Source organism: Massilia sp. Root335 (assembly GCF_001425685.1).
Taxonomy (GTDB): Bacteria; Pseudomonadota; Gammaproteobacteria; order Burkholderiales; family Burkholderiaceae_D; genus Telluria; species Telluria luteola.
In genome coordinates this window covers 143,993-164,774 of sequence record NZ_LMCY01000005.1, presented here as the reverse complement: position 1 = coordinate 164,774, position 20,782 = coordinate 143,993, and the positions used below count along the sequence as shown (strand labels likewise).

The 20,782-nt window shown below is 66.4% G+C and carries 19 protein-coding genes and 1 pseudogene; 10 read left to right on the top strand and 10 right to left on the bottom strand.

Annotated features, from left to right (window positions below):
- Nucleotide 1: 1 nt before the first annotated feature.
- Genes ASC93_RS04895 through ASC93_RS04885 form a run of 3 tightly spaced genes read right to left on the bottom strand, consistent with a single transcriptional unit; the run spans nucleotide 2 to nucleotide 3,813 of the window.
- A complete protein-coding gene (locus ASC93_RS04895) occupies nucleotides 2-2,221 on the bottom strand; it encodes a xanthine dehydrogenase family protein molybdopterin-binding subunit (RefSeq protein ID WP_056437956.1) in 2,220 nt (739 codons plus the stop codon).
- A complete protein-coding gene (locus tag ASC93_RS04890) occupies nucleotides 2,218-3,225 on the bottom strand; it encodes a xanthine dehydrogenase family protein subunit M (protein WP_056437953.1) in 1,008 nt (335 codons plus the stop codon). The genes ASC93_RS04895 and ASC93_RS04890 overlap by 4 nt, the downstream gene beginning before the upstream one ends.
- Nucleotides 3,226-3,234: 9 nt before the next feature.
- Nucleotides 3,235-3,813: a (2Fe-2S)-binding protein gene (locus ASC93_RS04885; protein WP_056437949.1), complete on the bottom strand. Its 579-nt coding sequence runs from the start codon at nucleotides 3,811-3,813 to the stop codon at nucleotides 3,235-3,237.
- Between the two features lie 304 nt (nucleotides 3,814-4,117).
- Here ASC93_RS04885 and ASC93_RS04880 point away from each other — a divergent pair, with 304 nt between their 5' ends.
- Nucleotides 4,118-4,540: a hypothetical protein gene (locus ASC93_RS04880; RefSeq protein WP_229412599.1), complete on the top strand. Its 423-nt coding sequence runs from the start codon at nucleotides 4,118-4,120 to the stop codon at nucleotides 4,538-4,540.
- Nucleotides 4,541-4,603: 63 nt separating this feature from the next.
- Here the strand turns inward: ASC93_RS04880 and ASC93_RS31605 are convergent.
- Nucleotides 4,604-4,879, bottom strand: a pseudogene (locus ASC93_RS31605) (transposase); the annotation flags it as partial.
- 237 nt (nucleotides 4,880-5,116) lie between these two features.
- Nucleotides 5,117-5,683 carry a GTP cyclohydrolase I FolE gene (folE, locus tag ASC93_RS04870; RefSeq protein WP_056437946.1) on the bottom strand — a complete coding sequence of 189 codons (567 nt, stop codon included), beginning with the start codon at nucleotides 5,681-5,683 and terminating at the stop codon, nucleotides 5,117-5,119.
- 150 nt (nucleotides 5,684-5,833) lie between these two features.
- Here folE and ASC93_RS04865 point away from each other — a divergent pair, with 150 nt between their 5' ends.
- The gene (locus ASC93_RS04865; RefSeq protein ID WP_200958268.1) at nucleotides 5,834-6,712 is read left to right on the top strand and encodes a hypothetical protein; all 879 of its coding nucleotides are present in this window, start codon (nucleotides 5,834-5,836) and stop codon (nucleotides 6,710-6,712) included.
- A 39-nt stretch (nucleotides 6,713-6,751) separates the two neighbouring features.
- Here ASC93_RS04865 and nudC read toward each other — a convergent pair whose 3' ends face one another.
- Nucleotides 6,752-7,573 (bottom strand): NAD(+) diphosphatase, encoded by an 822-nt coding sequence (gene nudC / locus ASC93_RS04860; protein ID WP_082547778.1) that lies wholly within the window; start codon nucleotides 7,571-7,573, stop codon nucleotides 6,752-6,754.
- Between the two features lie 134 nt (nucleotides 7,574-7,707).
- Here nudC and ASC93_RS30350 point away from each other — a divergent pair, with 134 nt between their 5' ends.
- Genes ASC93_RS30350 through ASC93_RS04850 form a run of 3 tightly spaced genes read left to right on the top strand, consistent with a single transcriptional unit; the run spans nucleotide 7,708 to nucleotide 9,390 of the window.
- Nucleotides 7,708-7,854, top strand: coding sequence for a hypothetical protein (locus tag ASC93_RS30350; RefSeq protein WP_157201749.1), 147 nt, complete (start codon nucleotides 7,708-7,710; stop codon nucleotides 7,852-7,854).
- Nucleotides 7,851-8,309 (top strand): hypothetical protein, encoded by a 459-nt coding sequence (locus tag ASC93_RS04855; RefSeq protein WP_056437942.1) that lies wholly within the window; start codon nucleotides 7,851-7,853, stop codon nucleotides 8,307-8,309. The genes ASC93_RS30350 and ASC93_RS04855 overlap by 4 nt, the downstream gene beginning before the upstream one ends.
- A 28-nt stretch (nucleotides 8,310-8,337) precedes the next feature.
- Nucleotides 8,338-9,390, top strand: coding sequence for a glycosyltransferase family 9 protein (locus ASC93_RS04850; RefSeq protein WP_056437938.1), 1,053 nt, complete (start codon nucleotides 8,338-8,340; stop codon nucleotides 9,388-9,390).
- Nucleotides 9,391-9,447: 57 nt separating this feature from the next.
- Here the strand turns inward: ASC93_RS04850 and ASC93_RS31885 are convergent, their stop codons facing one another.
- From ASC93_RS31885 to ASC93_RS04835, 3 genes are all read right to left on the bottom strand, one after another.
- Entirely contained in the window at nucleotides 9,448-10,293 is an 846-nt protein-coding gene (locus ASC93_RS31885) for a glycosyltransferase family 2 protein (RefSeq protein ID WP_056437935.1), read from the bottom strand.
- Nucleotides 10,290-10,916, bottom strand: a complete 627-nt coding sequence (locus tag ASC93_RS31880) for a DUF4254 domain-containing protein (protein ID WP_056437932.1) — start codon at nucleotides 10,914-10,916, stop codon at nucleotides 10,290-10,292. The genes ASC93_RS31885 and ASC93_RS31880 overlap by 4 nt, the downstream gene beginning before the upstream one ends.
- A 118-nt stretch (nucleotides 10,917-11,034) precedes the next feature.
- Complete coding sequence (locus ASC93_RS04835) at nucleotides 11,035-12,201, bottom strand: MFS transporter (protein ID WP_229412598.1); 1,167 nt, start codon at nucleotides 12,199-12,201, stop codon at nucleotides 11,035-11,037.
- 360 nt (nucleotides 12,202-12,561) lie between these two features.
- Here ASC93_RS04835 and ASC93_RS04830 point away from each other — a divergent pair, with 360 nt between their 5' ends.
- Nucleotides 12,562-13,788: a DUF418 domain-containing protein gene (locus ASC93_RS04830; protein WP_056437928.1), complete on the top strand. Its 1,227-nt coding sequence runs from the start codon at nucleotides 12,562-12,564 to the stop codon at nucleotides 13,786-13,788.
- Here the strand turns inward: ASC93_RS04830 and ASC93_RS04825 are convergent.
- Nucleotides 13,755-14,318, bottom strand: a complete 564-nt coding sequence (locus ASC93_RS04825) for a putative glycolipid-binding domain-containing protein (RefSeq protein ID WP_056437925.1) — start codon at nucleotides 14,316-14,318, stop codon at nucleotides 13,755-13,757. The two genes, ASC93_RS04830 and ASC93_RS04825, sit on opposite strands and share 34 nt — an antisense overlap.
- Nucleotides 14,319-14,458: 140 nt before the next feature.
- Between ASC93_RS04825 and ASC93_RS04820 the strand changes: the two genes are divergently transcribed.
- The 4 genes from ASC93_RS04820 (at nucleotide 14,459) to ASC93_RS04805 (ending at nucleotide 20,777) form a co-directional block, all read left to right on the top strand.
- Entirely contained in the window at nucleotides 14,459-15,532 is a 1,074-nt protein-coding gene (locus ASC93_RS04820; RefSeq protein ID WP_082547771.1) for an AI-2E family transporter, read from the top strand.
- 348 nt (nucleotides 15,533-15,880) lie between these two features.
- Nucleotides 15,881-16,366 carry a gluconokinase gene (locus ASC93_RS04815; RefSeq protein WP_056437922.1) on the top strand — a complete coding sequence of 162 codons (486 nt, stop codon included), beginning with the start codon at nucleotides 15,881-15,883 and terminating at the stop codon, nucleotides 16,364-16,366.
- Nucleotides 16,367-16,456: 90 nt separating this feature from the next.
- Nucleotides 16,457-19,441 (top strand): TonB-dependent receptor, encoded by a 2,985-nt coding sequence (locus ASC93_RS04810; RefSeq protein ID WP_056437918.1) that lies wholly within the window; start codon nucleotides 16,457-16,459, stop codon nucleotides 19,439-19,441.
- 13 nt (nucleotides 19,442-19,454) lie between these two features.
- Nucleotides 19,455-20,777, top strand: coding sequence for a gluconate:H+ symporter (locus ASC93_RS04805; protein ID WP_056437915.1), 1,323 nt, complete (start codon nucleotides 19,455-19,457; stop codon nucleotides 20,775-20,777).
- Nucleotides 20,778-20,782 lie beyond the last annotated feature (5 nt).

Here is a 20,782-nt window from a genome sequence, read left to right as displayed (position 1 = left end):
CTCACAGCAATTTGTCGAGCGTGACCGGCAGATCGCGCACCCGCTTGCCCGTCGCGTGGAACACGGCATTCGCGATGGCGGCGCCGACGCCCGTGATGCCGATCTCGCCGATTCCCTTGGCGCCCAGCGGGTTCACGTACGGATCGTCCTCGTCCACGATCTGCACGTCGATTGCCTGGATGTCGGCATTCGTCGGCACGTGGTATTCGGCGAAGTTGCCGTTCACCGCGCGGCCTTCCCGCTTGTCGATCATCGTTTCTTCGAACAGCGCCAGGCTGATACCCCAGACGATGCCGCCCATCAGCTGGCTGTAGCCCGTCTTTTCGTTCATCAGCTTGCCGACGCCGTAGACGCCGACCACGCGCGGCACGCGGATCTCGCCCAGGTCTTCATCCACCGTCACCTCGACGAACACGGCACCGAACGCATGCATCGAATATTTCTGCTTCTCGTCGCCGGGCTCGGCCTTGGCTGTCACCTCCACCGGACTGCCGTGGCCCGCAACGATGGCCTGCATGGCGACACGCCGGGCCGGCTCCGCCAACAGATACAGTTCGCCGCCATCCGTCGTCGCATCCACGCCGACCTGGTTGGCTGTCGCGCCGAACAGGGGAGAACGCTCGTCCGCGGCGGCGATCCCGACCAGCTTCAGGCGCAGCGCCTGTCCCGCCGCCTGCACGGCCGGCGCCACGCTGGCCACCGTCATCGACCCGCCCGAGACCGGCGCTTCCGGCATCCGTGAATTGCCCAGCTCGAAACGCACGCGCTCCACCGGCACGCCAAGCGCGTCCGCCGCCACCTGGGTCATCACGGTGTAGGTGCCGGTGCCGAGGTCTTGCGTGCCCGAGCGGAACAGCGCAGTGCCGTCGGGCAGCAGCGTGGCGGAACACGCCGCAGGCGAGCGGTTCGTCGGATAGCTCGCCGTCGCCATGCCCCAGCCGACCAGTTTATTCCCCTGCCGCATCGAGCGCGGCTGCGGATTGCGGTCGCGCCAGCCGAAACGTTCGGCACCGATCTCGTAGCACTGGCGCAGCGATTTGCTTGAAAACGGCAAGTCCTTGCCGGGATCGCGCTCCGTGTAGTTTTTCAGGCGCAGTTCGAGCGGGTCCATGTGCAGCTCATAGGCCAGTTCGTCGATCGCGCAATCCTGGGCATACGAACCGGTGGCCTCCCCGGGCGCGCGCATGAACGTGGGCGTGCCCAGGTGCATGCGCGCGAGGCGGTGCGACGTTTCCTGGTTCGGGCTCTCGTACATCATGCGCGTGACGAGGCCGCACGGCTCGATCCAGTCCTCGATCATCGACGTGTACGCGATCGTGTCGTGGCTGGACGCCATCATGCGCCCGTCCGGCAGCGCCGCCATGCGCATGCGCTGCACCGTGTTGGGGCGGCAGCCGACCGGACCGAACATCTGGTTGCGGTCCAGCGACAGTTTGACGGGACGCCCCACCTGCTTGGCGGCCATCGCCGCCAGCACGACGTGCGACCACGCGGAGCCTTTCGAGCCGAAGCCGCCCCCCACGTAAGGGCAGATCGCCGTGACGTTTTCCGGCGGCATGTCGAAGATGCTGGCGACGATGCGCTGCACGCCTTTCATGTACTGGGTCGAGTCGTACAGCGTGAGGTGGTCGCCCTCCCATGCGGCGATGGTCGCGTGGGTTTCGAGCGGGTTGTGGTGCTCGATCGGCGTCGTGTAGGTGACGTCGATCCGCGCGCTGCCCGCCAGCAGCCCGGCGTGCAGGTCGCCGCGTTTCGTGTCGGTTTCTTCCGCCAACACCTTGTCCGGCGGATGCAGCGATTGCCTGGCCTGTTCGAAGTCGACCACGGCCGGCTTGCGTTCGTACTCGATGCGCAGCCGGGCCCCGGCCTCGCGCGCGCGCTCGAACGTGTCGGCCACGACGACGGCGATCGGCTGGTTGTTGTAGTAGACGTCGTCTTCCTGCAGCAGAGTCAGCCTGCGGCCGATGGGCGGCTGGATCTTGCCGTCTTTCGTCTTCGGCGGCAGGCGCAGGGCGTTCTCGTGGGTCATCACGAGCAGCACGCCCGGCACGTCGCGGGCCGCGCTGTCGTCGATGGCGAGCACGCGTCCGCTGGGAATCGTGCTCGTGACGAGGACCGCATGGGCCACGTTGTCGACCGGATGCTCGGCCGAATAACGCGCCGCGCCGCTGACTTTCGCCCACGCGTCGACGCGATTGATGGGTGCGCCCGTGATGCTCATGCCATACCTCCCATCAGGCCCGTGGCGATCCGCAGCGCCCGCGCGACCGCGCGCTGCGCCAGTTCGACCTTGAACGCATTGTGCGCGTGCGGCCGGGCACCGGCGACGGCGTCCTCTCCGACTTTGCCCAGCACGGCGTCGCTCAACGCGTCCAGCGCCTGGCCGCGCAATCTCTGTTCCGCGCCGAGCGCGCGCCAGGGTTTATGGGCGACGCCGCCCAGCACGATGCGCAGGTCGCGGATGGTCTCGCCGTCCAGGTCGACGGCCGCTGCCACCGACACGAGTGCGAACGCATAGCTGGCGCGATCGCGCACCTTCAGGTAGTGCGCGTGCTGCGCAAACGGCGACGGCGGCAGTTCCACGGCCGTGATCAGTTCGCCCGGGCGGATCACCGTGTCGTCCTGCGGCCGGTCTTCCGGCAGGCGGTGGAAGTCGGCGACCGCCACCTGCCGCTCGCCGTCCGGCCCCTGCAGGCGGACGACCGCGTCGAGCGCGACGAGGGCCACGCTCATGTCCGACGGATTGGTCGCGATGCAGTGCGGGCTGGCGCCGAGGATCGCATGGATGCGGTTGTGGCCGTCGATGGCGTCGCAGCCCGAGCCCGGATCGCGCTTGTTACAGTGCGGGAAGGCCGGATCGGTGAAGTAATAGCAGCGCGTGCGCTGCAACAGGTTGCCGCCGACGGTCGCCATGTTGCGCAGCTGGGTCGACGCGCCGTTCAGCAGCGCTTCCGACAGCAGGCGGTAGCGCTGGCGCACGAGCGGGTGGTTCGCCGCCGCCGTGTTGCTGGCCATGGCGCCGATGCGCAGGCCGCCGTCCGGCAATTCCTCGATGTCGGCCAGCGCCAGCCGGCTCACGTCGACGAGGCGCACCGGTTGTTCGATGCCGCTCTTGTACAGGTCGAGCAGATTGGTGCCGCCGCCGATGAATTTGGCGCCGGGCTGGCGCGCCAGCTCCAGCGCATGGTTCACGTCCCTGGCACGGTCATAGAAGATCGATTGCATGCGCGTCTCCTAGGCCTGGCGCAAGACCACGCTGTGGACGGCCTTGACGATGTTGGGATAGGCGCCGCAGCGGCACAGGTTGCCGCTCATGCGCTCGCGGATCTCGTCCTCGGACAGCGCGCCCGGCGCCAGCTGGTCGCCTTCGGTCAGCATGCTGGCTTGCCTTGCCTTCACTTCGTCCAGCAGCGCCACGGCCGAACACACCTGCCCCGGCGTGCAATAGCCGCACTGGAAGCCGTCGCAATCCATGAAGGCCTGCTGCATCGGATGCGGCAGGCCTTCCTTGCCCAGGCCTTCCACCGTCGTGATCTCGCGGCCGTCGTGCATGATCGCCAGCGTCAGGCAGGAATTGATGCGCTGGCCGTCCACCAGTACCGTGCATGCCCCGCACTGGCCGCGATCGCATCCCTTCTTGGTGCCGGTCAGGCCCAGCACTTCGCGCAGCGCGTCCAGCAGCGTCACGCGTGGCTCGATCGTCAGGTTGTGCTCGGCGCCATTGATCCGCAAGGTCAGCGGTTGCGGCGGGGCGCAGGGCAGCGTCGCGCCCTGCGCCCGCTGTTCCGATAGATTCTGGTCGTCATCTGGCATGCTTGGCTCGCTTCCATTCCGAAATGGCAGGCTACCGTCAGACCGGCCCGGTCCGCACGGGTTCCTGCTGAGGCTAAAAAGGGACGACGCCGCACTTCAAACCTTGATCCAGGCCAGCGGTGCGTCATAAGCATCCTGGTCATCATCTCTGAAATCAAAAAATCACGGAGCGCGCCAGAATCTAATTCTTCAAAGAAATCAGTGACTTGGATTCACGCGTGAAAGGCCGCCGTTGCGGTCCATGTTTGAAGGGCTCTATACTCATGCAGTGATGCATGGAAGCATCGCTAACCCGGAAATGACCATGCGCTCCACCTTGCTCCTGTTGACCCCGCTCTTGCTGCTGGCCGGCTGCGTCAACGAATCGGCCAGCTATACGATCGACGGCAGCGACCACGCCCTGACCGTGGTCGTCACGCAGGACTATTTCTGGAGCAGACAGGTGGGCCTGCGCGTGATCGCGTCGCGCCTGCCGGACTGCCAGCGCCAGTTCGACCTCGGCAAGGCGCCGCTGGCCGACCTGAACGTCGAGCTGTTCTCGACGGGCGACGAAGCGTTCCTGCTGCGCTCGGGCGATGAGATGTGGCAGGTGGAAACCCGTGACTGCAGCCAGTTGCCTGAGCCATCGGACAATGTCCAGGCGCAGCCGATCGGCGTGTTCCACATGGACGCGAAAAAGAAATTCGTGTTCGAGCCGGCGGAAGGCTCGGTGGCGGCCTCCCGCTGATTCACGCGGCCTGGTTCAGCGCTGGCCCGTCAACTGGCGCAGTCGCGCGATTTCGGCCGTGCGTCCGAGCCGGTCGAGCGCCTGCTCGAGCAGGGTGCGGTCGCCTTCGCGCAGCATCGTCCATTGCGTGAAATATTCGTGCACGGTACGCCAGGGCGGGAATTCGGGCGGCATGCTGCGCCAGGCGCTGCCGGTGTGGAGGAAGTACAGGACGGCGCAGAAGACATCGTACAGATCGTGCTTGCGCGGCCGGGTCTTGCGGCGCGCCGCTTCCAGCATTTCACGCACGGTCTCGAACTGTTCACGCGGTACATCGCTTGGAAAGGTTTGCCTGGCCATGTCGATCGCCTCAAAAATCACTTGGAGACACATGATCCGGAACAGGTTCCCGATCATCGACGGGGCGTAGCGCATTGTCGCGACGGGATCGAACACGGGCGCCCAGTAAATACACAGTCTAGCAGCGTGTTCGGAATCATGGCGCCTTTTTTTCGGGCGGCATGCGCTGGGCGCCGCGCCACCGGCAAAACGAGGCGGCAAAGGAGGGATCATGGGGCGGCGTGCCGCCCCGGCAGCTCAGTCGCGGGCCAGCGACAGGAATTCGGTGCGCAGCGCCAGGTTCGGCTGCAGTTCACCCAGCAGGGTCGAGGTGATGGTTTCCTCGCCCGGCGTGCGGATGCCGCGGCTTTCCATGCACATGTGGCGGCATTTGATGACGACGCCCACGGCTTTCGGTTCCAGCACTTCCATCAGCGTATTGGCGATTTGCACCGTCAGGCGTTCCTGCACCTGCAGGCGCTTGGAGAACACGTCGACGAGACGGGTCAGCTTCGACAGCCCGACGATCTTGCCGTTCGGCAGATAGCCCACCGTCGCCTTGCCGAAGAACGGCGCCAGGTGGTGTTCGCAATGGCTGTAGACCGGAATGCCGCGCACCACGATCAATTCGTTGTATTCCTCGGCGCCATCTTCGAAGGCCTTGAGGATCTCGACCGGGTCCTGGTCGTAGCCGGAAGTCCAGTGTTTCCAGGCCTTGGCGACACGCGCGGGGGTCTCGTGCAGGCCGGAGCGGTTGGGATCTTCGCCAAGGCTGGACAACAGGCGGCGCCAGTCGTTCTCGGTGAAGACTTCTTTGTCAGACATGGTGAATCCTAAAATTTTCGATTGCCGAGAGTATATAGAAAATGGGGCAGATCCACAGATGGCGGCAGCTTCCTTGCGCAAATCGGACTCCACTCCGTCGCCGATGCGCTAGCGTAGTCGACGTCCTTGTCACTGCGCGGGAGAACATCCATGCTTGGAAGCACTGTCCTGGAAGTCGCGATCGGCCTGACATTTTGTTATGGCACGGTCGCCCTGATCGTCAGCACCTTGCAGGAAGCGCTGGCCGCGGCGTTCCGGTTGCGTGCCAACACCCTGCTGGCGGGTGTCAAAAGCATGCTCAACGACCCGTGCTTCGACGCCCTGGCGCGGGCCGTCTACATGCATCCGCTGGTCAACCCGCACACGGACGGCATCGCGCCGAACGAGCGGGACATGCGTACCCGGCCATCGTACATCGAACCGGCGCATTTTGCGATTGCCCTGGTGGACAGCCTGTGGAAAGTGCCGGGCGACTTCATCCAGCTTGCCGGCGCAATCGAGACGATCCCCGATCCGCAGCTCCGGCAGGTGATGCGCGGGCTGTACGGCCGCGCGCGCGACCTGCAGCAATTCCAGGACATGCTGGCCGGCTGGTTCGACAACGCCATGGCGCGCATGTCCGGCACCTATAAACGGCGGCAGCTGCTGATCTCGCTGCTGCTGGCGCTGCTGCTGGCGATCCTGTTCAACATCGACAGCATCCACCTGTTCCGCACCCTGTGGCAGCAACCCTCGCTGGCCGCGCACCTGCGCGACGCCCCCGGTGCGCTCGACCCGGCCGTATTCGACGCCCTGATGGCGCTGCCGATCGGGTGGACCCGCTTCCCGCCGGTGCCCGGCGCCGACTTCGCGCTGCAGGTCGCCGGCTGGTTCGTCACGGCGTCGACGGCGCTGTTCGGCGCGCCCTTCTGGTTCGACCTGATGCAGCGTGTCGTGCGCATGCGCAGCACCGGCACCCGGCCGGAAGAACTGCCGCTGGCGCTGCGCGTGGAAGGCAGGATCGCGGCCGCGGCCACGCCGCTGCCCTGATGCCGGCCGCGCCGGGGCCGCGCGTCCCCCTGCGCGGCCTCAGCGTCCGGCCGGACGATGGCTGTCGACCAGCATGCTCGACACCGACACGTGCGGCACGCGCTCGGGCCACTCGTCATCCGGGCCGAACCAGCGCGCCTCGAGGATCTCGTTGGGATCGGTGCGGATGTCGCCGTCCAGGTAATCGGCCGTGAACGCGATCATGAGCGAGTGCGGGAACGGCCACGACTGGCTGCCGAAATAGCGCAGGTTGTGCACGCGCAGGCCGACTTCCTCGAACACCTCGCGGTGCACGGCTTCCTCGATCGTTTCGCCGGCTTCCAGAAAGCCGGCCAGCGGCACGAAGCGCTTTACCGCCGACTGGGTGTGCAGCGCCAGCAGCACTTTGTCGCCGTTGCGGATCAGGACCATCATCGCCGGCGAGATGCGCGGATACGCCATGTGGCCGCAGTTCACGCACTTGAAGCAGCGTTCGCCCGCCGCCAGCACGGTGCCGCTGCCGCAGGCGCCGCAAAAACGGTGGGTGCGCGCCCATTCGGCGACCTGAACCGCGCGCGCGGCCACGCCGAGCCGGGCCTCATCGAACTCGCCGAACAGCGAACGCAACCCGCGCCAGGCGTAGCCGGACGGTGCCTGCGCCTCGTCGTCGACCCAGGCGGTCTGGCAATAGCGCCCCTCCAGCAGGCCGACCGGTTGCAGCCGCTGCGGATCGAGCGCGAGGCTGCGCACCGCGGCCTCGTCGGGCAGGCCGAGGTCGGCCTCGCGCACGAGCAGCCGACCGCCGTGGAAGACGAAGGACAGCGGGGCGGCATCCTGCTGCGGGGCCATCAGGGGCGTGAACGAGGCGGGCGTCTGGAGCATGGGATATCCGGTCATCAAGGGGGCTACCGAAGATGATACCGCCTTTCGCCGCACCGAATGGATGAACTAATCCAGCTCATCGTGCTCCAAGACTTAGCTGGACCGTTGCATCGCAATCGAACCAGGAGGAGACGATGACCGATGTTCCCGTCGTACTCGGTATTAACCGGATCAATGCACGCGTCAGGCAGCGCGAATGGTTTCGCCGCCTGCCCCCGCACGCCCTCGCGATACCGCCTTTCCTCGTGACCAAACGGATCGAACCGGAGCTGCCCACATGATCCGCGCGTATCCGGAACGGGCCAGCGTGCTGCCCGGCGCCACGCTGATCCTGCACGTGTCCACCGACAGCCGCCGTTTCCGCGTCACCTTCCACCGCTGGGGCGACGGACCGATATGGATGCTGCGCAGCGACTGGCTGCCCGGCGCATGGACAGCCGGCGCCGCGCCGGACGTGGACTGGAACTGGCCGGCCTATCACTTTCCGATTCCACGGGACTGGCCCTCGGCCGTCTACATCGCCGACTTCGAAGAGGATGGCAGCAAGACCACATTCGATCTCACCCGCGGCGACGGGAGCGCCCTGTTCGTCGTGCGCCCGCGGCGCGAGCGGCGCGACACCGGCACCGTGTTCCCGGCCGGGACGACCCACTGGGCGCAAGTGCTCGACGCCGGCCGGGATCGCCAGCCGGAGCGCATCACGTGCAATGTCCTCGACTGCCTGTCGCGTGTGTAGGGCAGATGCCTCGTCAAAGGAGGAAAACGTGTACCGTCGACCATTGCTGCAGCGCCTCGATCCGTCGTCGGTTGTGGTATTCCGCGCCCTTCACCTGGGCGATATGCTGTGCGCGGTGCCGGCGCTGCGTACGCTCCGCGCCGCCCTGCCGCGCGCCCACATCGCGCTGGTGGGCCTGCCCTGGGCGCAGCAATTTGCGGACCGGTTCGACACGTACGTGGATGAATTCATCGCCTTTCCCGGCCATCCCCTGCTGCCCGAGCAACCGGTGCGGCAGGAAGCGCTCGCGCATTTCTACACGGGCCTCTGCACCCGCCAGTTCGCATTGGCACTCCAGTTGCACGGAAGTGGCGACGTGAGCAATGACATCGTCAGCGGTTTCGGTGCGCAGGTCATGGCCGGGTTTTGTCGCGGCGGTCCCGTCGTCCGCGACCGCACCGTCCTGTTTCCCTATCCGGAAATCGGTGCGGAGCCGGAACGGCTGCTGTCCCTGATGGAACAGCTGGGCGCGCCATCGACGGAGGTGCACCTGGAATTCCCGCTGTCGCGGCAGGACGAGGATGAATGGCGTAAAAGCGGCCTCGGCGGCACGCTCGTTCCCGGCGAATACCTGTGCATCCATCCTGGCGCACGCAAGCGGGACACATGCTGGCCGGCGCACCTGTTTGCCGAGGTCGGCGATCGCCTGGCGGCCGAATTCGGCCTCAAGGTAGTGTTGACAGGATCGGCCGAAGAAGCGGACCTGACGGCCGACGTCGCGGACCGCATGCAGCACACGCCGCTCGACGCCGCCGCCCCGATCTCCATCGGTGCGATGGCCGTCCTGCTGCGCGATGCCAGGCTATTGCTCTGCAACGACACAGGCGTTTCCCACATCGCGGCCGGCCTCAAGCTCAAGAGCGTCGTCGTGTTCAGCAAGGCCGACATCGCCCGCTGGGCGCCACTCGACCGTCACAAGCACCGCTGCATCTGGGACCCGGGGGCGGAACGCGCACAGGTGGTACTGGAACATGCACGCGCCTTACTCTCCGACACGGCGCCGAGCCGTCAGCGCAGTGCCGGCATGTGGCCGTACTGGTAGCGATAGTGATCGGTGAGCGGACCTCGGCGCCGGCAGGGCCCGCAATCTCGCGTCAGGTCATCCGTGCGGCCCCGGTACACAGTCCGCCGGCGGATCGGCCAGCGGCAGCACATACGGCGCGTCGATGGCCCGCGCCGTGATCGTCGTCGGCAGTTCCATGTGATACGCACCGGACGGCAGGATGGCACAGCCGCCATAACGGGCCATGACGCGCTGCTGGGCCAGCACATCTTCGCCGCAATGCTGGGCCGGCAGCTTGCGCCAGAAGTCGAAGCCGCCCGCGGCCTTCAGCTTGGCCGTATCGAACATCACGCATCCGCCTACCCACGCAATCTTGTAGCGCCGGGTCGCCCCGCGCTCATGTTTCAGGCGGGACTGCACGTGGAACAAGTTGGCGGCGCTGTGCAGGTGATGACGTGCCCATGCCGGACTGCCGGGGCGTATCGTTTCCGGCATCACGGGTCCGTCCCAGAATTCGATTGTCTCCTGCATCGGCCGTAGTTGTCCCAGGTAGCTCAATCCGTGCAATGCACTGCCGACGAGGCCGCACCGTTCCGCGCGCATGACGGCGTGTAACCGGGCGACCAGGTCCGGTTCGAGGATGACGTCGTCGTCGACGAACAGGCAGCAGGCGGCGCGCACCTGGGCCAGCAGGAATGCGCGCTGTTCGGCCATGCCGCGGCGGCGCGGACGCCGGAACGTATCGACGCTGCGCCCGCACGCGCGAAGGTAGCGCAAGACCGCCTGCACTTCGCCCCGTGCGCACGCGCCCTCCTCGTCCGACTGGTCGGCAAGCACGATGCGCAAGGCCGGCCAGGTCTGGGCGCCGAGTGCCGTCAACGTGACGGCGAGCGCCGCGGGCCGGTTGCGGGTCGGGATCAGGACGTCGATCGTCTCGCTCACGGCGTCGCCCGTCCATTCCGCGGCGCCTGGCCGTTCAGATAGGGATTGAGCGCGGGATCGTTGTACATCTTGAACTGGCGATAGAGCTTGAAATATGCCTGTCCGGCCCGCGCCTCCGCGAGCAGGAGGTCGAGGCAGGACATCAGGTCCTGGCGCTGCGTGAGCAGCCGCTCGAGCTTGCCGGTGCAGGCGCGGACGTGGTCTTCGTCCGCAGCGGCGCGTTGCGCCTGCGCGCGCATGTGGTGGATCTTGAGGGCCAGGATCGACAGGCGGTCGACCATGGCGCCCGCCGTTTCGCTCGAGAGCCGGGCGCCGGGCTGGCAGACGACCTGGTTCAGGCAAGCCAGCAGCGTTTCGTCGATGGCCTCGACCGCGTCGTTGCGCTTCTGGTTGTAGCGGTCGATCAGGCGCTTGCCGGCCGCGATCTCGGCGGGTGGCACGTCCAGCCGGCGCGCCCGGTCTTCCTCGCGCCACAGCAGGCCGTTGTAGCGGTGGTTGTCATCGATCCATGCCCACACGCCGCCGCCCGGGCCGGCACCTTGGGACATCACCGGCCAATCGCGTTCACGCAGCTGGCGGTCGTGGAACCAGACGACGGACACGGCATCGATTTCGCTTTGCATGAAGACTCCGATCCTGAGCAGACGAGTGACGTTGCTTGGAGTACGCAGGCGTACTGGAGTTCTTCGGAATTCGCGCGGGCTTGGCACAGCGCAAACAGCGCGCGCCGGACGGCAAAGATTACTTCAGCAGGCGCGAACGGCTGGCCACGAAGGCGATGAGGGCAGCCAGGGCGCCGATGTAGGCGATGGCGACCTGCATGCCCAGGCCTTGCGCGATGGCACCGATTACCGGCGGGCCCATCAGGCTGCCGCTGTAGGCCATGCTCGCCACGCCGGCCAATGCCGCCGGACCTTGCGCGCCGGCGGCGCTGAACACGAACGGGAACACCAGCGCCATGCCCATGCCGGCGACGGCGAAGCCGAACAGGGCGACATAGGCATTCGGCGACAGCACGGCAAAGAACAGGCCGGCGGCACCCAGCATCGAGCCGCTGGTGACCAGGGGACGGGCGCCGTGGCGGGCCTTGAGCTTGTCGCCGACGAGGCGGGCCAGCAGCATCATGACGGAGAACGCGGACAGGGCCAGCGGCGCCAGGCCATCCGACGCACCGAAATGCTCTTTCAGGAACACGCCGCTCCAGTCGGCGATGCTGCCTTCCGCCATCGAGCCGAGGAAACCGATGGCGCCCAGGAACAGCAGCGGGCCGCGCGGCAGCGACAACGATTTTTTCTCGACGGTTTCGCCGGCATCCGTCGCGTCCAGCAGGGAAAAGCCGAAGTACAGGACCAGGGCCAGCGGACCGGCCAGCATCACGAAGTGGGTCGCCGGTGCGATGTGCAGGCTGGCCATCAGGCTGCCCAGGGTTGCCCCCGCCAGACCGCCGGCGCAGCCGAGGCCGTGCAGCTTCGACAGTTCCGATTTGCCGGTCTGCTTTTCGCGTCCGGTCGCGGCCGAGTTGACGGCGACGTCGAAGGTGCTGGCGGTGATACCGAGGCTCAGCACCGCCATCATCAGCAAGGGAACGGTCGGCGCGGCGCCGATGGCGATCAGCACGGCCAGCAGGGCCATGCCGGAAAACAGCATGGTCTTGCGCGCGCCGAGCGAACCCATCATGCGCGATGAAATAGGGTACGACAGAACGGCGCCGAGTCCGCCGCAGAGAAGAATCATCGACAACGCCGCGTGCGACACGTGCACGCGTTGGGCCATCGCGGGAACACGGCCGGCCCAGGAACCCATGATCACGCCGAACACCGTAAACAGGAGCGGCAAGGCAAGCGACTGGGCTTGCGACAATGCGATGTCGCGCGAGCTGGCGGTACGAACGGGCAGATGATTTTGCATTGAGTAGATATTTATTGTTGAAAGACAGTTTTTGCGACGCAAGCGAGCAGTGAACTAAAGCAAACGCCAACCGATTGGTTGGCGCGTAGAACACTGACAGGAGGCAATTTTACGACCTTTCCGCGTGCATTTCTTTGCCACTCGGAAAAAATTTTAGAGGGATTTATCGGGTGGCATTGAATCGTTGCTGGTTGCCGACAAACCCGTCGCGAAGCCGCCGGTTTGTAACCAGATGTGAACAAATGACGAGAAAAGGCGGCAGTGGCCGAGGCCCTCGATCGGCGCTTTCTTGCAGAAAAAACATTAGGGATGAAACCGTTTTCAACCTAAAATAGCCGGGCCCAACGGACAGGAAATCCCATGACGCCCCATCCCACGACGCCATCGCCCGTGACCAGCGCGCCCCGTCTCGACCTCGTCGATGCGCTGCGCGGCTTTGCGATCGTCTCGATCATGCTGTTGCATAACCTCGAGCATTTCGACCTCTACTTTTCGCCGCCGGGAGAGCCGGCCTGGCTGAAGGGGCTCGGTCAGGGTATCTGGAACACGATGTTCGCCCTGTTCGGTGGCAAGTCCTACGCCATCTTCGCCCTGCTGTTCGGCCTGACCTTCTACCTGCAATCCGACGCGCGGGCCCGGCGCGGGGACGATTTCCGGCCGCGCTTTGCGTGGCGCATGCTGCTCCTGCTCGGGTTCGGGCTGGTGAACAGCGCGTTCTACCAGGGCGATATCCTGGCCATGTATGCCGTGCTCGGCCTGGTGCTGATCCCGGTCGCGCGCCTGCGTACGCGCACCGTATTCCTGCTGGCCTGCTTTCTCAGCCTGCAGCCGTTCGCCTGGATCGACGCGCTGGCGGCGCTGGGCAGCGCGCCGGGCAAGCTGCCGGATCCGGCGTCCTGGGCGTACTTCGGCCGTGCCGACGACTATCTGAAACACGGGTCGCTGCTCGACGTCTGGATCGGCAACCTCACGAACGGCAAGCAGGCCGTGCTGCTGTGGAGCTGGGAAATGGGCCGCATCCTGCAGATTCCCGCGCTGTTCATGTTCGGCATGCTGGCCGGGCGCGCCGGGCTGTTCGCCGTCGGCGAGACGAACCGGATCGTCTGGCGCCGCATCTTTTTCGGCGCGCTGCTGCTGCTCGGTCCGCTGCTCGTCGTCCACAGCCACCTGGAAGCGTGGATCGCCGCCGAGGCGCTGCGCCGGCCGCTGAACGCCATCTGCGAACCGCTGCTCAACCTGGACATCATGCTGCTGCTCGTGACCGGCTTTGCGTTGCTGTACCGCCGGCCGTCGGGCGCGCGCGTGCTCGGCATGTTCCGCTCGCTGGGCCGGATGAGCCTGACGAGCTACATGATGCAGTCGATCGTGGGCACGACGCTGTACTACGGCTTCGGATTCGGCCAATACGCGACGACCGGCACCGCGCTGGCATTGGTGATCGGCATCGCGCTCGCGGTGTTGCAGGGCGCCTTCAGCGCATGGTGGCTCAGGCACCACAAGCAGGGACCGCTGGAAGGGGTGTGGCACCGCCTCACGTGGATCGGTACGGCCGCTCAGCCGGCGACGCGCGTAAACATGCCCTCGTAGCGCAGCACGAGGCCGTCGCCGTCGACCTCGAGCTCGGCGGTGAACGGGCGGGACAGGCTTTCGAACCGCACCCGCTCCGGCGCCGCGCCCGCGTACGCGAGCGCCGTGTAGGCCTGGGACACGGGCTGGACGTCGAGCTTGGGCAGGTCGACGTACGCGACCTTGATTTCCTGGCGCTGGCGCAGGGCGTCGCCCAGGCGCCGGATCGGCAGCGTGTTGGTGAAGGGACTGCCGGACAGGTCGACGTCCATGCAGCCCTGCAGCGCCGGCAGCGGGGTGCCGTCGGCGTCGGTCCAGTTGCCGGCACCGTCGGCACGCAGGCAGACCCTGTCCTTGCCCGCGACATGCACGTCGAGACTGCGCACCCGCCAGTGCTCGTCGCAGCGCAGCACGTAGCTGCAGGCAAACAATCGGCCGCCCGCGGGACCGATAAGTACGCCTTCGGCCGTCGCGCCGGCGTCCCCGATCTCCAGTTCGACATGCTCCAGGCCGCCACTCTGTTCCGTTGCCCAGCGATAGCTGTGTTTCACGTCGCCTCCGTCCGTTTTCCGTGCAGGCCCACTGTAGCACCATGCCCGCAACCATGCTGCCGAGTTGCGCGCCAGCGATGCGGGCCTCGCCGTATCATGTTGACAAGGCCCCGCGACGGGATGCCACCCAAGGAGGAACTGTGTTCGGTATCGATGCGCGTACGGCCCGCGTGGTGTGGACTGCGGCGCTGGTCATTGCAGGCCTGTATGGCGTCTATCTCGTGCGCACGACGCTGCTCGTGATGCTGATCGCCGTGCTGTTCAGCTACCTCATCTATCCGCTGTTCGTGCTGGCCCAGCGCCGGGTCGGCGGCCGGATTCCGCGCACGCCCCTGCTGTGCCTCGTCTACCTCGTCGTCGTGGCGCTCGTCGTGCTGGCCGTCGGGCTGTTCGGCAACCAGGTGGCCGAGCAGGCGACGACGCTGGCGCACCAGTTGCCGACCCTGCTCGATCCCGCCACGCTGGAGAAGCGCCTGCCGCTTCCCGGCCCGCTCGAACCGCTGCGCGCGCGCCTGGCCGGTTTCCTGCGCGGCATGTTGCAAGGCGGCTCGGCGGAGGCGATGCCGTTCGTGCGCAACGTCGGCGCCGGGCTGATGCACCTGGCGGGCAACCTGATCTATATCGTCGTCGTGCCGATCCTGAGCTTCCTGATGATCCTGCAGGCGCCCGTCTTCGACGACTTGCTCGTGACGATGAGCCACCGCCGCAACGGCGCCTTCTGGACCGACGTGCTGCACGGCCTGAACACGGTGCTGTCGAGCTATGTGCGGGCGCTGGCCCTGCTGTCGCTCGCAACCTTGATCACCTACGGCATCGTGCTGTCGCTGCTGACGGTGCCGTTCGCGCTGCTGCTGGCCGGGGTGGCGGCCGTGCTCGAGGTGATTCCCGTGCTGGGTCCGCTGGTCGCGGCCACCGCCATCGTGGGCGTGGCCCTGTTCAGCGGCTACGAGCACGTGGGCTGGGTGATCGCCTTCATCACCGCCTATCGCATCTTCCAGGACTACATGCTGAACCCGTACCTGATGAGCGAAGGCGTGGACGTGCCGCCGATCCTGGTCGTGTTCGGCCTGCTCGCCGGCGAGGAACTGGCGGGCGTGTCCGGGATCTTCCTGTCCGTGCCCTTCCTGGCCGCGGTCAGGATGGTGGGCATGCAGGTGCGTCTGCACCGCGCCAAGATCACGAGCCCGGCCACGACGCCGTCCGCGCCCGGCTGACGCTCGCGCTGCAACCGTGTTGTAAACGCCACACCTGACCCGAGAACTGCGGCTATGCACAACTGATAGCGCTATCAGTCATTTCGTGATGTTTCTCCTCTGACGCGACAGGAACATGCGCGTCATTGAATGCAATTCGCATAAAGCCTTCCGCACACGTTTCGCTCCGCAACATGAATAAAACTTTACAAACGCGCCGCCTTATTGAAGACTTGGCAAAAATGATAGCGCTAACGGTCGCTTCGAATCGAAAGGAATAAAGTCAGTATGGCACCACCAACCGATGTATCCATCCACCCCGCCGACCGCCGCGGTGACGACCGCCGCGGTAACGACCGCTGGGTCGTCATGGGCGTCTGCGGATGCGGCAAGAGCACGATCGCCGCCGCCCTCGCGCACGCCCTGGACGCCCCGTTCATCGAGGGCGATGCGTATCACCCTGCGCCCAACGTGGTCAAGATGTCGGCCGGCATCCCGCTGACGGACGACGACCGCACCGGCTGGCTGCAGACCCTCGCCACCGAGATCGCCGCCGCGCGCGAGCGGGGCGACGGCATCGTGGTGTCGTGCTCGGCGCTCAAGAAGCGCTACCGCGACCAGCTGCGCCAGGCCGACCCGAACCTGCGCTTCGCGCACCTGGCAGGCCCGCGCGGCACGATCGCGGCGCGCATGCAGACGCGCATCGGCCACTACATGCCGATCACGCTGCTGGACAGCCAGTTGCGCGACCTCGAGCCGCTGCAGCCCGGCGAGGCCGGCATCACCCTCGACATCACCCAGCCGCCGGAGACCCTGGTGGCCAGCATCATCGCATCGACCGACAGGACGGACTGAAGACAGCAACGGATCAAAAGTCGTCGCATTCCGGCCCAGCCGCCCACCGTCCGAGGCGGCGCCGACCACACGAGAACAAACGGAGACACCATGCGTACACCACTACAACGGACCCTGATCAATCTTGCCGTCGCCAGCGCCTGCGGCATCCTGGCTGCGGCCGCCCACGCCCAGCAAGTCGAGCAAGCACAACAAGCCCCGGCCGATGCCACGGCCGCCCAGGCCGCCCCGGCGGCCGACGCGGCCACCGCCGCCGTCCCGGAAGCGAACGTCGTGCGCATCTCCGGCTCGCGCATCGCGGCGCGCGGTTTCACGCAGCCGACGCCGACCACGAGCCTGTCCGCGTCCGACCTGGAAAAGGCGGCGCAGCCGAACCTGTTCAACACCTTGGCCGAACTGCCGGCGCTGCAGGGCAGCACGGGCCGCACGACGAGCACGAACAGCACGTCCAGCGGCATCCAGGGCCTCTCCTCGCTCAGCCTGCGCGGCCTCGGCACGCTGCGCACGCTGACCCTGCTGGACGGCCAGCGCGTCGTCGGCGCCAACGTCACGGGCGTGACCGACGTCAGCCAGTTCCCGCAACTGCTCGTCAAGCGCGTCGACGTCGTGACGGGCGGCGCGTCGGCCTCGTACGGGTCGGATGCGGTGGGCGGCGTCGTCAACTTCATCACCGACAAGAAGTTCACGGGTTTTAAAGCCAACGTCGAGGGCGGCCAGACGCGCTACCACGACGACAAGAGCGGCACGCTGCAGGCCGCCTGGGGCAAGGGTTTCATGGACGACCGCCTGCACGCGACCGTCAGCGGCGAGTTCAGCAAGGAGAACGGCATCGATTCGCCGGGCTTCGGCGAAGTTGGCGCCAACGGCCGCACGTGGTATCGCAACACGGTGTTCCAGCGCCGCCCGCTGTCGCAGACCAATGACGGCCAGCCGGAATACAAGGTCATTGACCACGCCCAGCAATACCAGTACTCCAAATACGGCCTGATCACGAGCGGCCCGCTGCAGGGCACCGCGTTCGGCGACGGCGGCGTGCCGTACCAGTTCGCCTACGGTTCGAATGGCGTGCCGACCCGCACCGGCCAGGTCACCAACTGCGTGAATCCGTTCTGCGTGGGCGGCGACCTGTCCGGCAGCGTGGGCGCCGGCACGAACCTCGCCATGAATTTCAAGCGGCAAGTCGCCTACACGCGCCTGTCGTGGGACATCGATCCGGATAACGAGATCTATGTCACGATGAACTATGCGCAGGTGAAATCGCAGTTCTCGCCGAACCCGGGCGCGGCCAAGCAGGCAAACCTGACGATCCAGTGCGACAACCCGTTCCTGCCGGCGTCGATCGCGGCGGCCTGCGCGGCCAACAACATCAAGAGCTTCCAGTACGGCACGGCGAACGCCATCTTCCCGGCCAACATCAACGTGCATCCGACGCGCACCCAGCGCCGCTTCGTCCTCGGCGGCGACGGCAGGTTCACGCTGTTCGGCAAGGACTGGTCGTACGACGCGTACGCGGAACACGGCGAGAACACGACCAACATCAACGTCCACGACATCACGCTGAACACGCGCTACAACAACGCGATCGACGCCGTGCGCGATGCCAGCGGCAGGATCGTCTGCCGCAACGCCGTCGCGGCCGCGAACGGCTGCGTGCCGCTGAACATCATCGGCAACAACCCGGTCGATCCGGCCGCCTGGGGCTATATCGCGCCGGCCGCCGGCCCGATCCAGCGCACGACGCAGAGCCAGGACGTGGCCAGCGCCAACTTCAACGGCGAAGTGTGGGAAGGCTGGGCGGGTCCGCTGGCGGTGGCGACCGGTGCCGAGTGGCGCCGCGAGAAGTACGACGTGCACGGCGACCCGTACGGCGCCGGCGTGTCGCCCGATTCGATCGACGCCGCGGCCTACCCGGCCGACCCGACCCTCAATGCCCCCGTCGGCAACAACTGGTACGCCGGTAACTATCACAACGGCGCGGGCGCCTACAACGTGCGCGAGGCGTACGTGGAACTCAACCTGCCCGTGCTGAAATCGGCCACCTGGGGCGAAGCGAACCTGAACCTCGCCGACCGCCAGACCAAGTACAGCACGGCTGGCAGCGTCAGCAGCTGGAAGATCGGCGCCACGTGGAAGACGGGCATCGACGGCCTGCGGTTCCGCGCCGTCAGCTCGAAGGACGTGCGCGCGCCGAACCTGTCCGAACTGTTCGCGGCCCCGGTCGTCGTCAACAACCAGGTGCAATACCAGGGCAACACGGTCAGCCTGCAACAGCGCACGGTCGGCAACACGAACCTGCGTCCGGAAATCGCGCGCAACAATTCGTTCGGCATCGTGCTGAGCCAGCCGAGCTGGGCGCCGGGATTCGCGACATCGGTCGACTACTACGACATCAAGGTCAACGACGTGATCTCCACGCTGTCGATCCAGCAGGAAGTCGACCTGTGCACGGCCGGCAACAAGGAAATCTGTTCGGCGATGGTGCTGAACAGCCCGGGCAACAACTACGTCACGGTGCAGAACTTCAACCTGGCGTCGCTGCACCTGAAGGGCTTCGACGTCGAGTCCTCGTACCGCACGAACCTCGACAAGTTCAGCCTGCCGGGCCGCTTCACCGTGCGCGCTCTAGCCACGCGCACGCTGCACTTCATCACGGATTCGGGCGTCGTCGGCACGATCCCGTCGGAAGGCGCGGGCGTCAACCTGGGCAACACGCCGAAGTGGAAGCTGCTGGCCACGCAGACCTGGGACAACGACAAGCTCAGCCTGACCCTCACCGAACGCTGGTTCAGCGACGGCAAGTACAGCAACGAGTACATCGAGTGCCAGACCAACTGCCCGGTGTCGACCCTGACCCACCCGACCATCTACGACAACAAGATGAAGGGCGCGACCTACATCGATTTCGGCGGCAGCTACAACGTGTCGAAGCAGATGATGGTCTACTTCAAGATCGACAACCTGGCGGACCGCGATCCGGAACCGGCACCGCAGGCCAACCCCAGCTTCGCGATCAATCCGGCCCTGTACGACGTCGTGGGACGCACGTACCGCGCCGGCCTGCGCTACAACTTCTGATCGGGGGCCGGCCGTGTGGAATTTGCTGTCCGTACTGCTGGCGGTCGGCCTGCTGACGGTGATGATCGCGTGGGGCAAGATGCAGCCGCTCCTCGCGTTCGTCGTCGCGGCACTCGTCGCCGCATTGATGCTCGGGATGCCTGCCGCGAAGATCCCGGGCGCGATCGAAAAGGGAATCGGTGACCTGCTCGGGTCCCTGGTCGTCGTCATCTGCCTGGGCGCCGTGTTCGGCAAGCTGATCGCCGACAGCGGCGCCGCCCGGCGCATCGCCATCAGCCTCGTCAACCGGCTCGGCATGCACCGGATCCCGGTGGCGATGACCGTCACCGGCTTCGTCGTCGGCCTGCCGCTGTACTACAACGTCGGCTTCGTGCTGATGGTGCCGCTGATCTTCTCGCTCGTGTACCAGTCGGGCCGCCCGGCCGTGGCGCTCGGCATGCCGCTGCTGGCCGGCCTGTCGATCGCGCACGGGTTCCTGCCGCCGCATCCGTCGGCGACGGCGCTCGTCGTCGCGGTCCACGCGGACATGGGCAAGACGCTGCTGTACGGCCTCGTCGTCGCGATCCCGACCCTGATCATCGCCGGGCCGGTCTTCGCCATGTCGCTGAAAAACATCCGCGGCGAACCCGCCCCGATGTTCCGCACCGCGCAGCAGGACATCCCTGACAGCGAACTGCCCGGCACCTTCAACAGCTTCGCGACCGCGCTGCTGCCCGTCGTGCTGCTGGGGGCACTCACGCTCGTCACGCTGGTCCGCCCGGACCTGGCGAAACCGCTCGCGTTCCTGTCCAGCCCACTCATCGTGATGCTGCTGTCGTACGGCGTCGCCGTCGTGACGCTGGGCGTCGGCCGCGGCCGCCCGTTCAAGCACGCGACCGACAGCGCCGCGGGCGCGCTGCGCGAGATTTCGCCGATCCTGATGATCATCGCCGGCGCCGGTGGCCTCAAGGAAGTGCTCACGCAGTCCGGCGTCAGCGCGGAACTGGGCACGCAGCTCGCGCACATGCCCGTGCCGCCGCTGCTGCTCGGGTGGGCCGTGGCGACGCTGATCCGCGTCTGCCTCGGCTCCGCCACGGTGGCCGGCATCACGGCGGCCGGCGTCGTCGGGCCGCTCGTGCAGAGCTCCGGCGTGAACCCGAACCTGATGGTGCTGGCGGTCGGTGCGGGGAGCCTGATGTTCAGCCACGTGAACGATTCCGGCTTCTGGATGTTCAAGGAATATTTTGGTTTGTCGCTGAAGGACACCTTCCGCTCGTGGACGATGATGGAGACCCTCGTCGGCACGTTCGGGCTGCTGTTCGTGATGCTGTTGTCGTTGTTCGTCACCCAAGGATAAGAATA

Excerpts from the sequence above, each read along its gene's own strand:
- ASC93_RS04895 (WP_056437956.1), bottom strand. The coding sequence starts at position 2,221 with ATGAGCATCACGGGCGCACCCATCAATCGCGTCGACGCGTGGGCGAAA.
- ASC93_RS04890 (WP_056437953.1), bottom strand. The coding sequence starts at position 3,225 with ATGCAATCGATCTTCTATGACCGTGCCAGGGACGTGAACCATGCGCTG.
- ASC93_RS04885 (WP_056437949.1), bottom strand. The coding sequence starts at position 3,813 with ATGCCAGATGACGACCAGAATCTATCGGAACAGCGGGCGCAGGGCGCG.
- ASC93_RS04880 (WP_229412599.1), top strand. The coding sequence starts at position 4,118 with ATGCGCTCCACCTTGCTCCTGTTGACCCCGCTCTTGCTGCTGGCCGGC.
- folE (WP_056437946.1), bottom strand. The coding sequence starts at position 5,683 with ATGTCTGACAAAGAAGTCTTCACCGAGAACGACTGGCGCCGCCTGTTG.
- ASC93_RS04865 (WP_200958268.1), top strand. The coding sequence starts at position 5,834 with ATGCTTGGAAGCACTGTCCTGGAAGTCGCGATCGGCCTGACATTTTGT.
- nudC (WP_082547778.1), bottom strand. The coding sequence starts at position 7,573 with ATGCTCCAGACGCCCGCCTCGTTCACGCCCCTGATGGCCCCGCAGCAG.
- ASC93_RS30350 (WP_157201749.1), top strand. The coding sequence starts at position 7,708 with ATGACCGATGTTCCCGTCGTACTCGGTATTAACCGGATCAATGCACGC.
- ASC93_RS04855 (WP_056437942.1), top strand. The coding sequence starts at position 7,851 with ATGATCCGCGCGTATCCGGAACGGGCCAGCGTGCTGCCCGGCGCCACG.
- ASC93_RS31880 (WP_056437932.1), bottom strand. The coding sequence starts at position 10,916 with ATGCAAAGCGAAATCGATGCCGTGTCCGTCGTCTGGTTCCACGACCGC.
- ASC93_RS04835 (WP_229412598.1), bottom strand. The coding sequence starts at position 12,201 with ATGCAAAATCATCTGCCCGTTCGTACCGCCAGCTCGCGCGACATCGCA.
- ASC93_RS04830 (WP_056437928.1), top strand. The coding sequence starts at position 12,562 with ATGACGCCCCATCCCACGACGCCATCGCCCGTGACCAGCGCGCCCCGT.
- ASC93_RS04815 (WP_056437922.1), top strand. The coding sequence starts at position 15,881 with ATGGGCGTCTGCGGATGCGGCAAGAGCACGATCGCCGCCGCCCTCGCG.
- ASC93_RS04810 (WP_056437918.1), top strand. The coding sequence starts at position 16,457 with ATGCGTACACCACTACAACGGACCCTGATCAATCTTGCCGTCGCCAGC.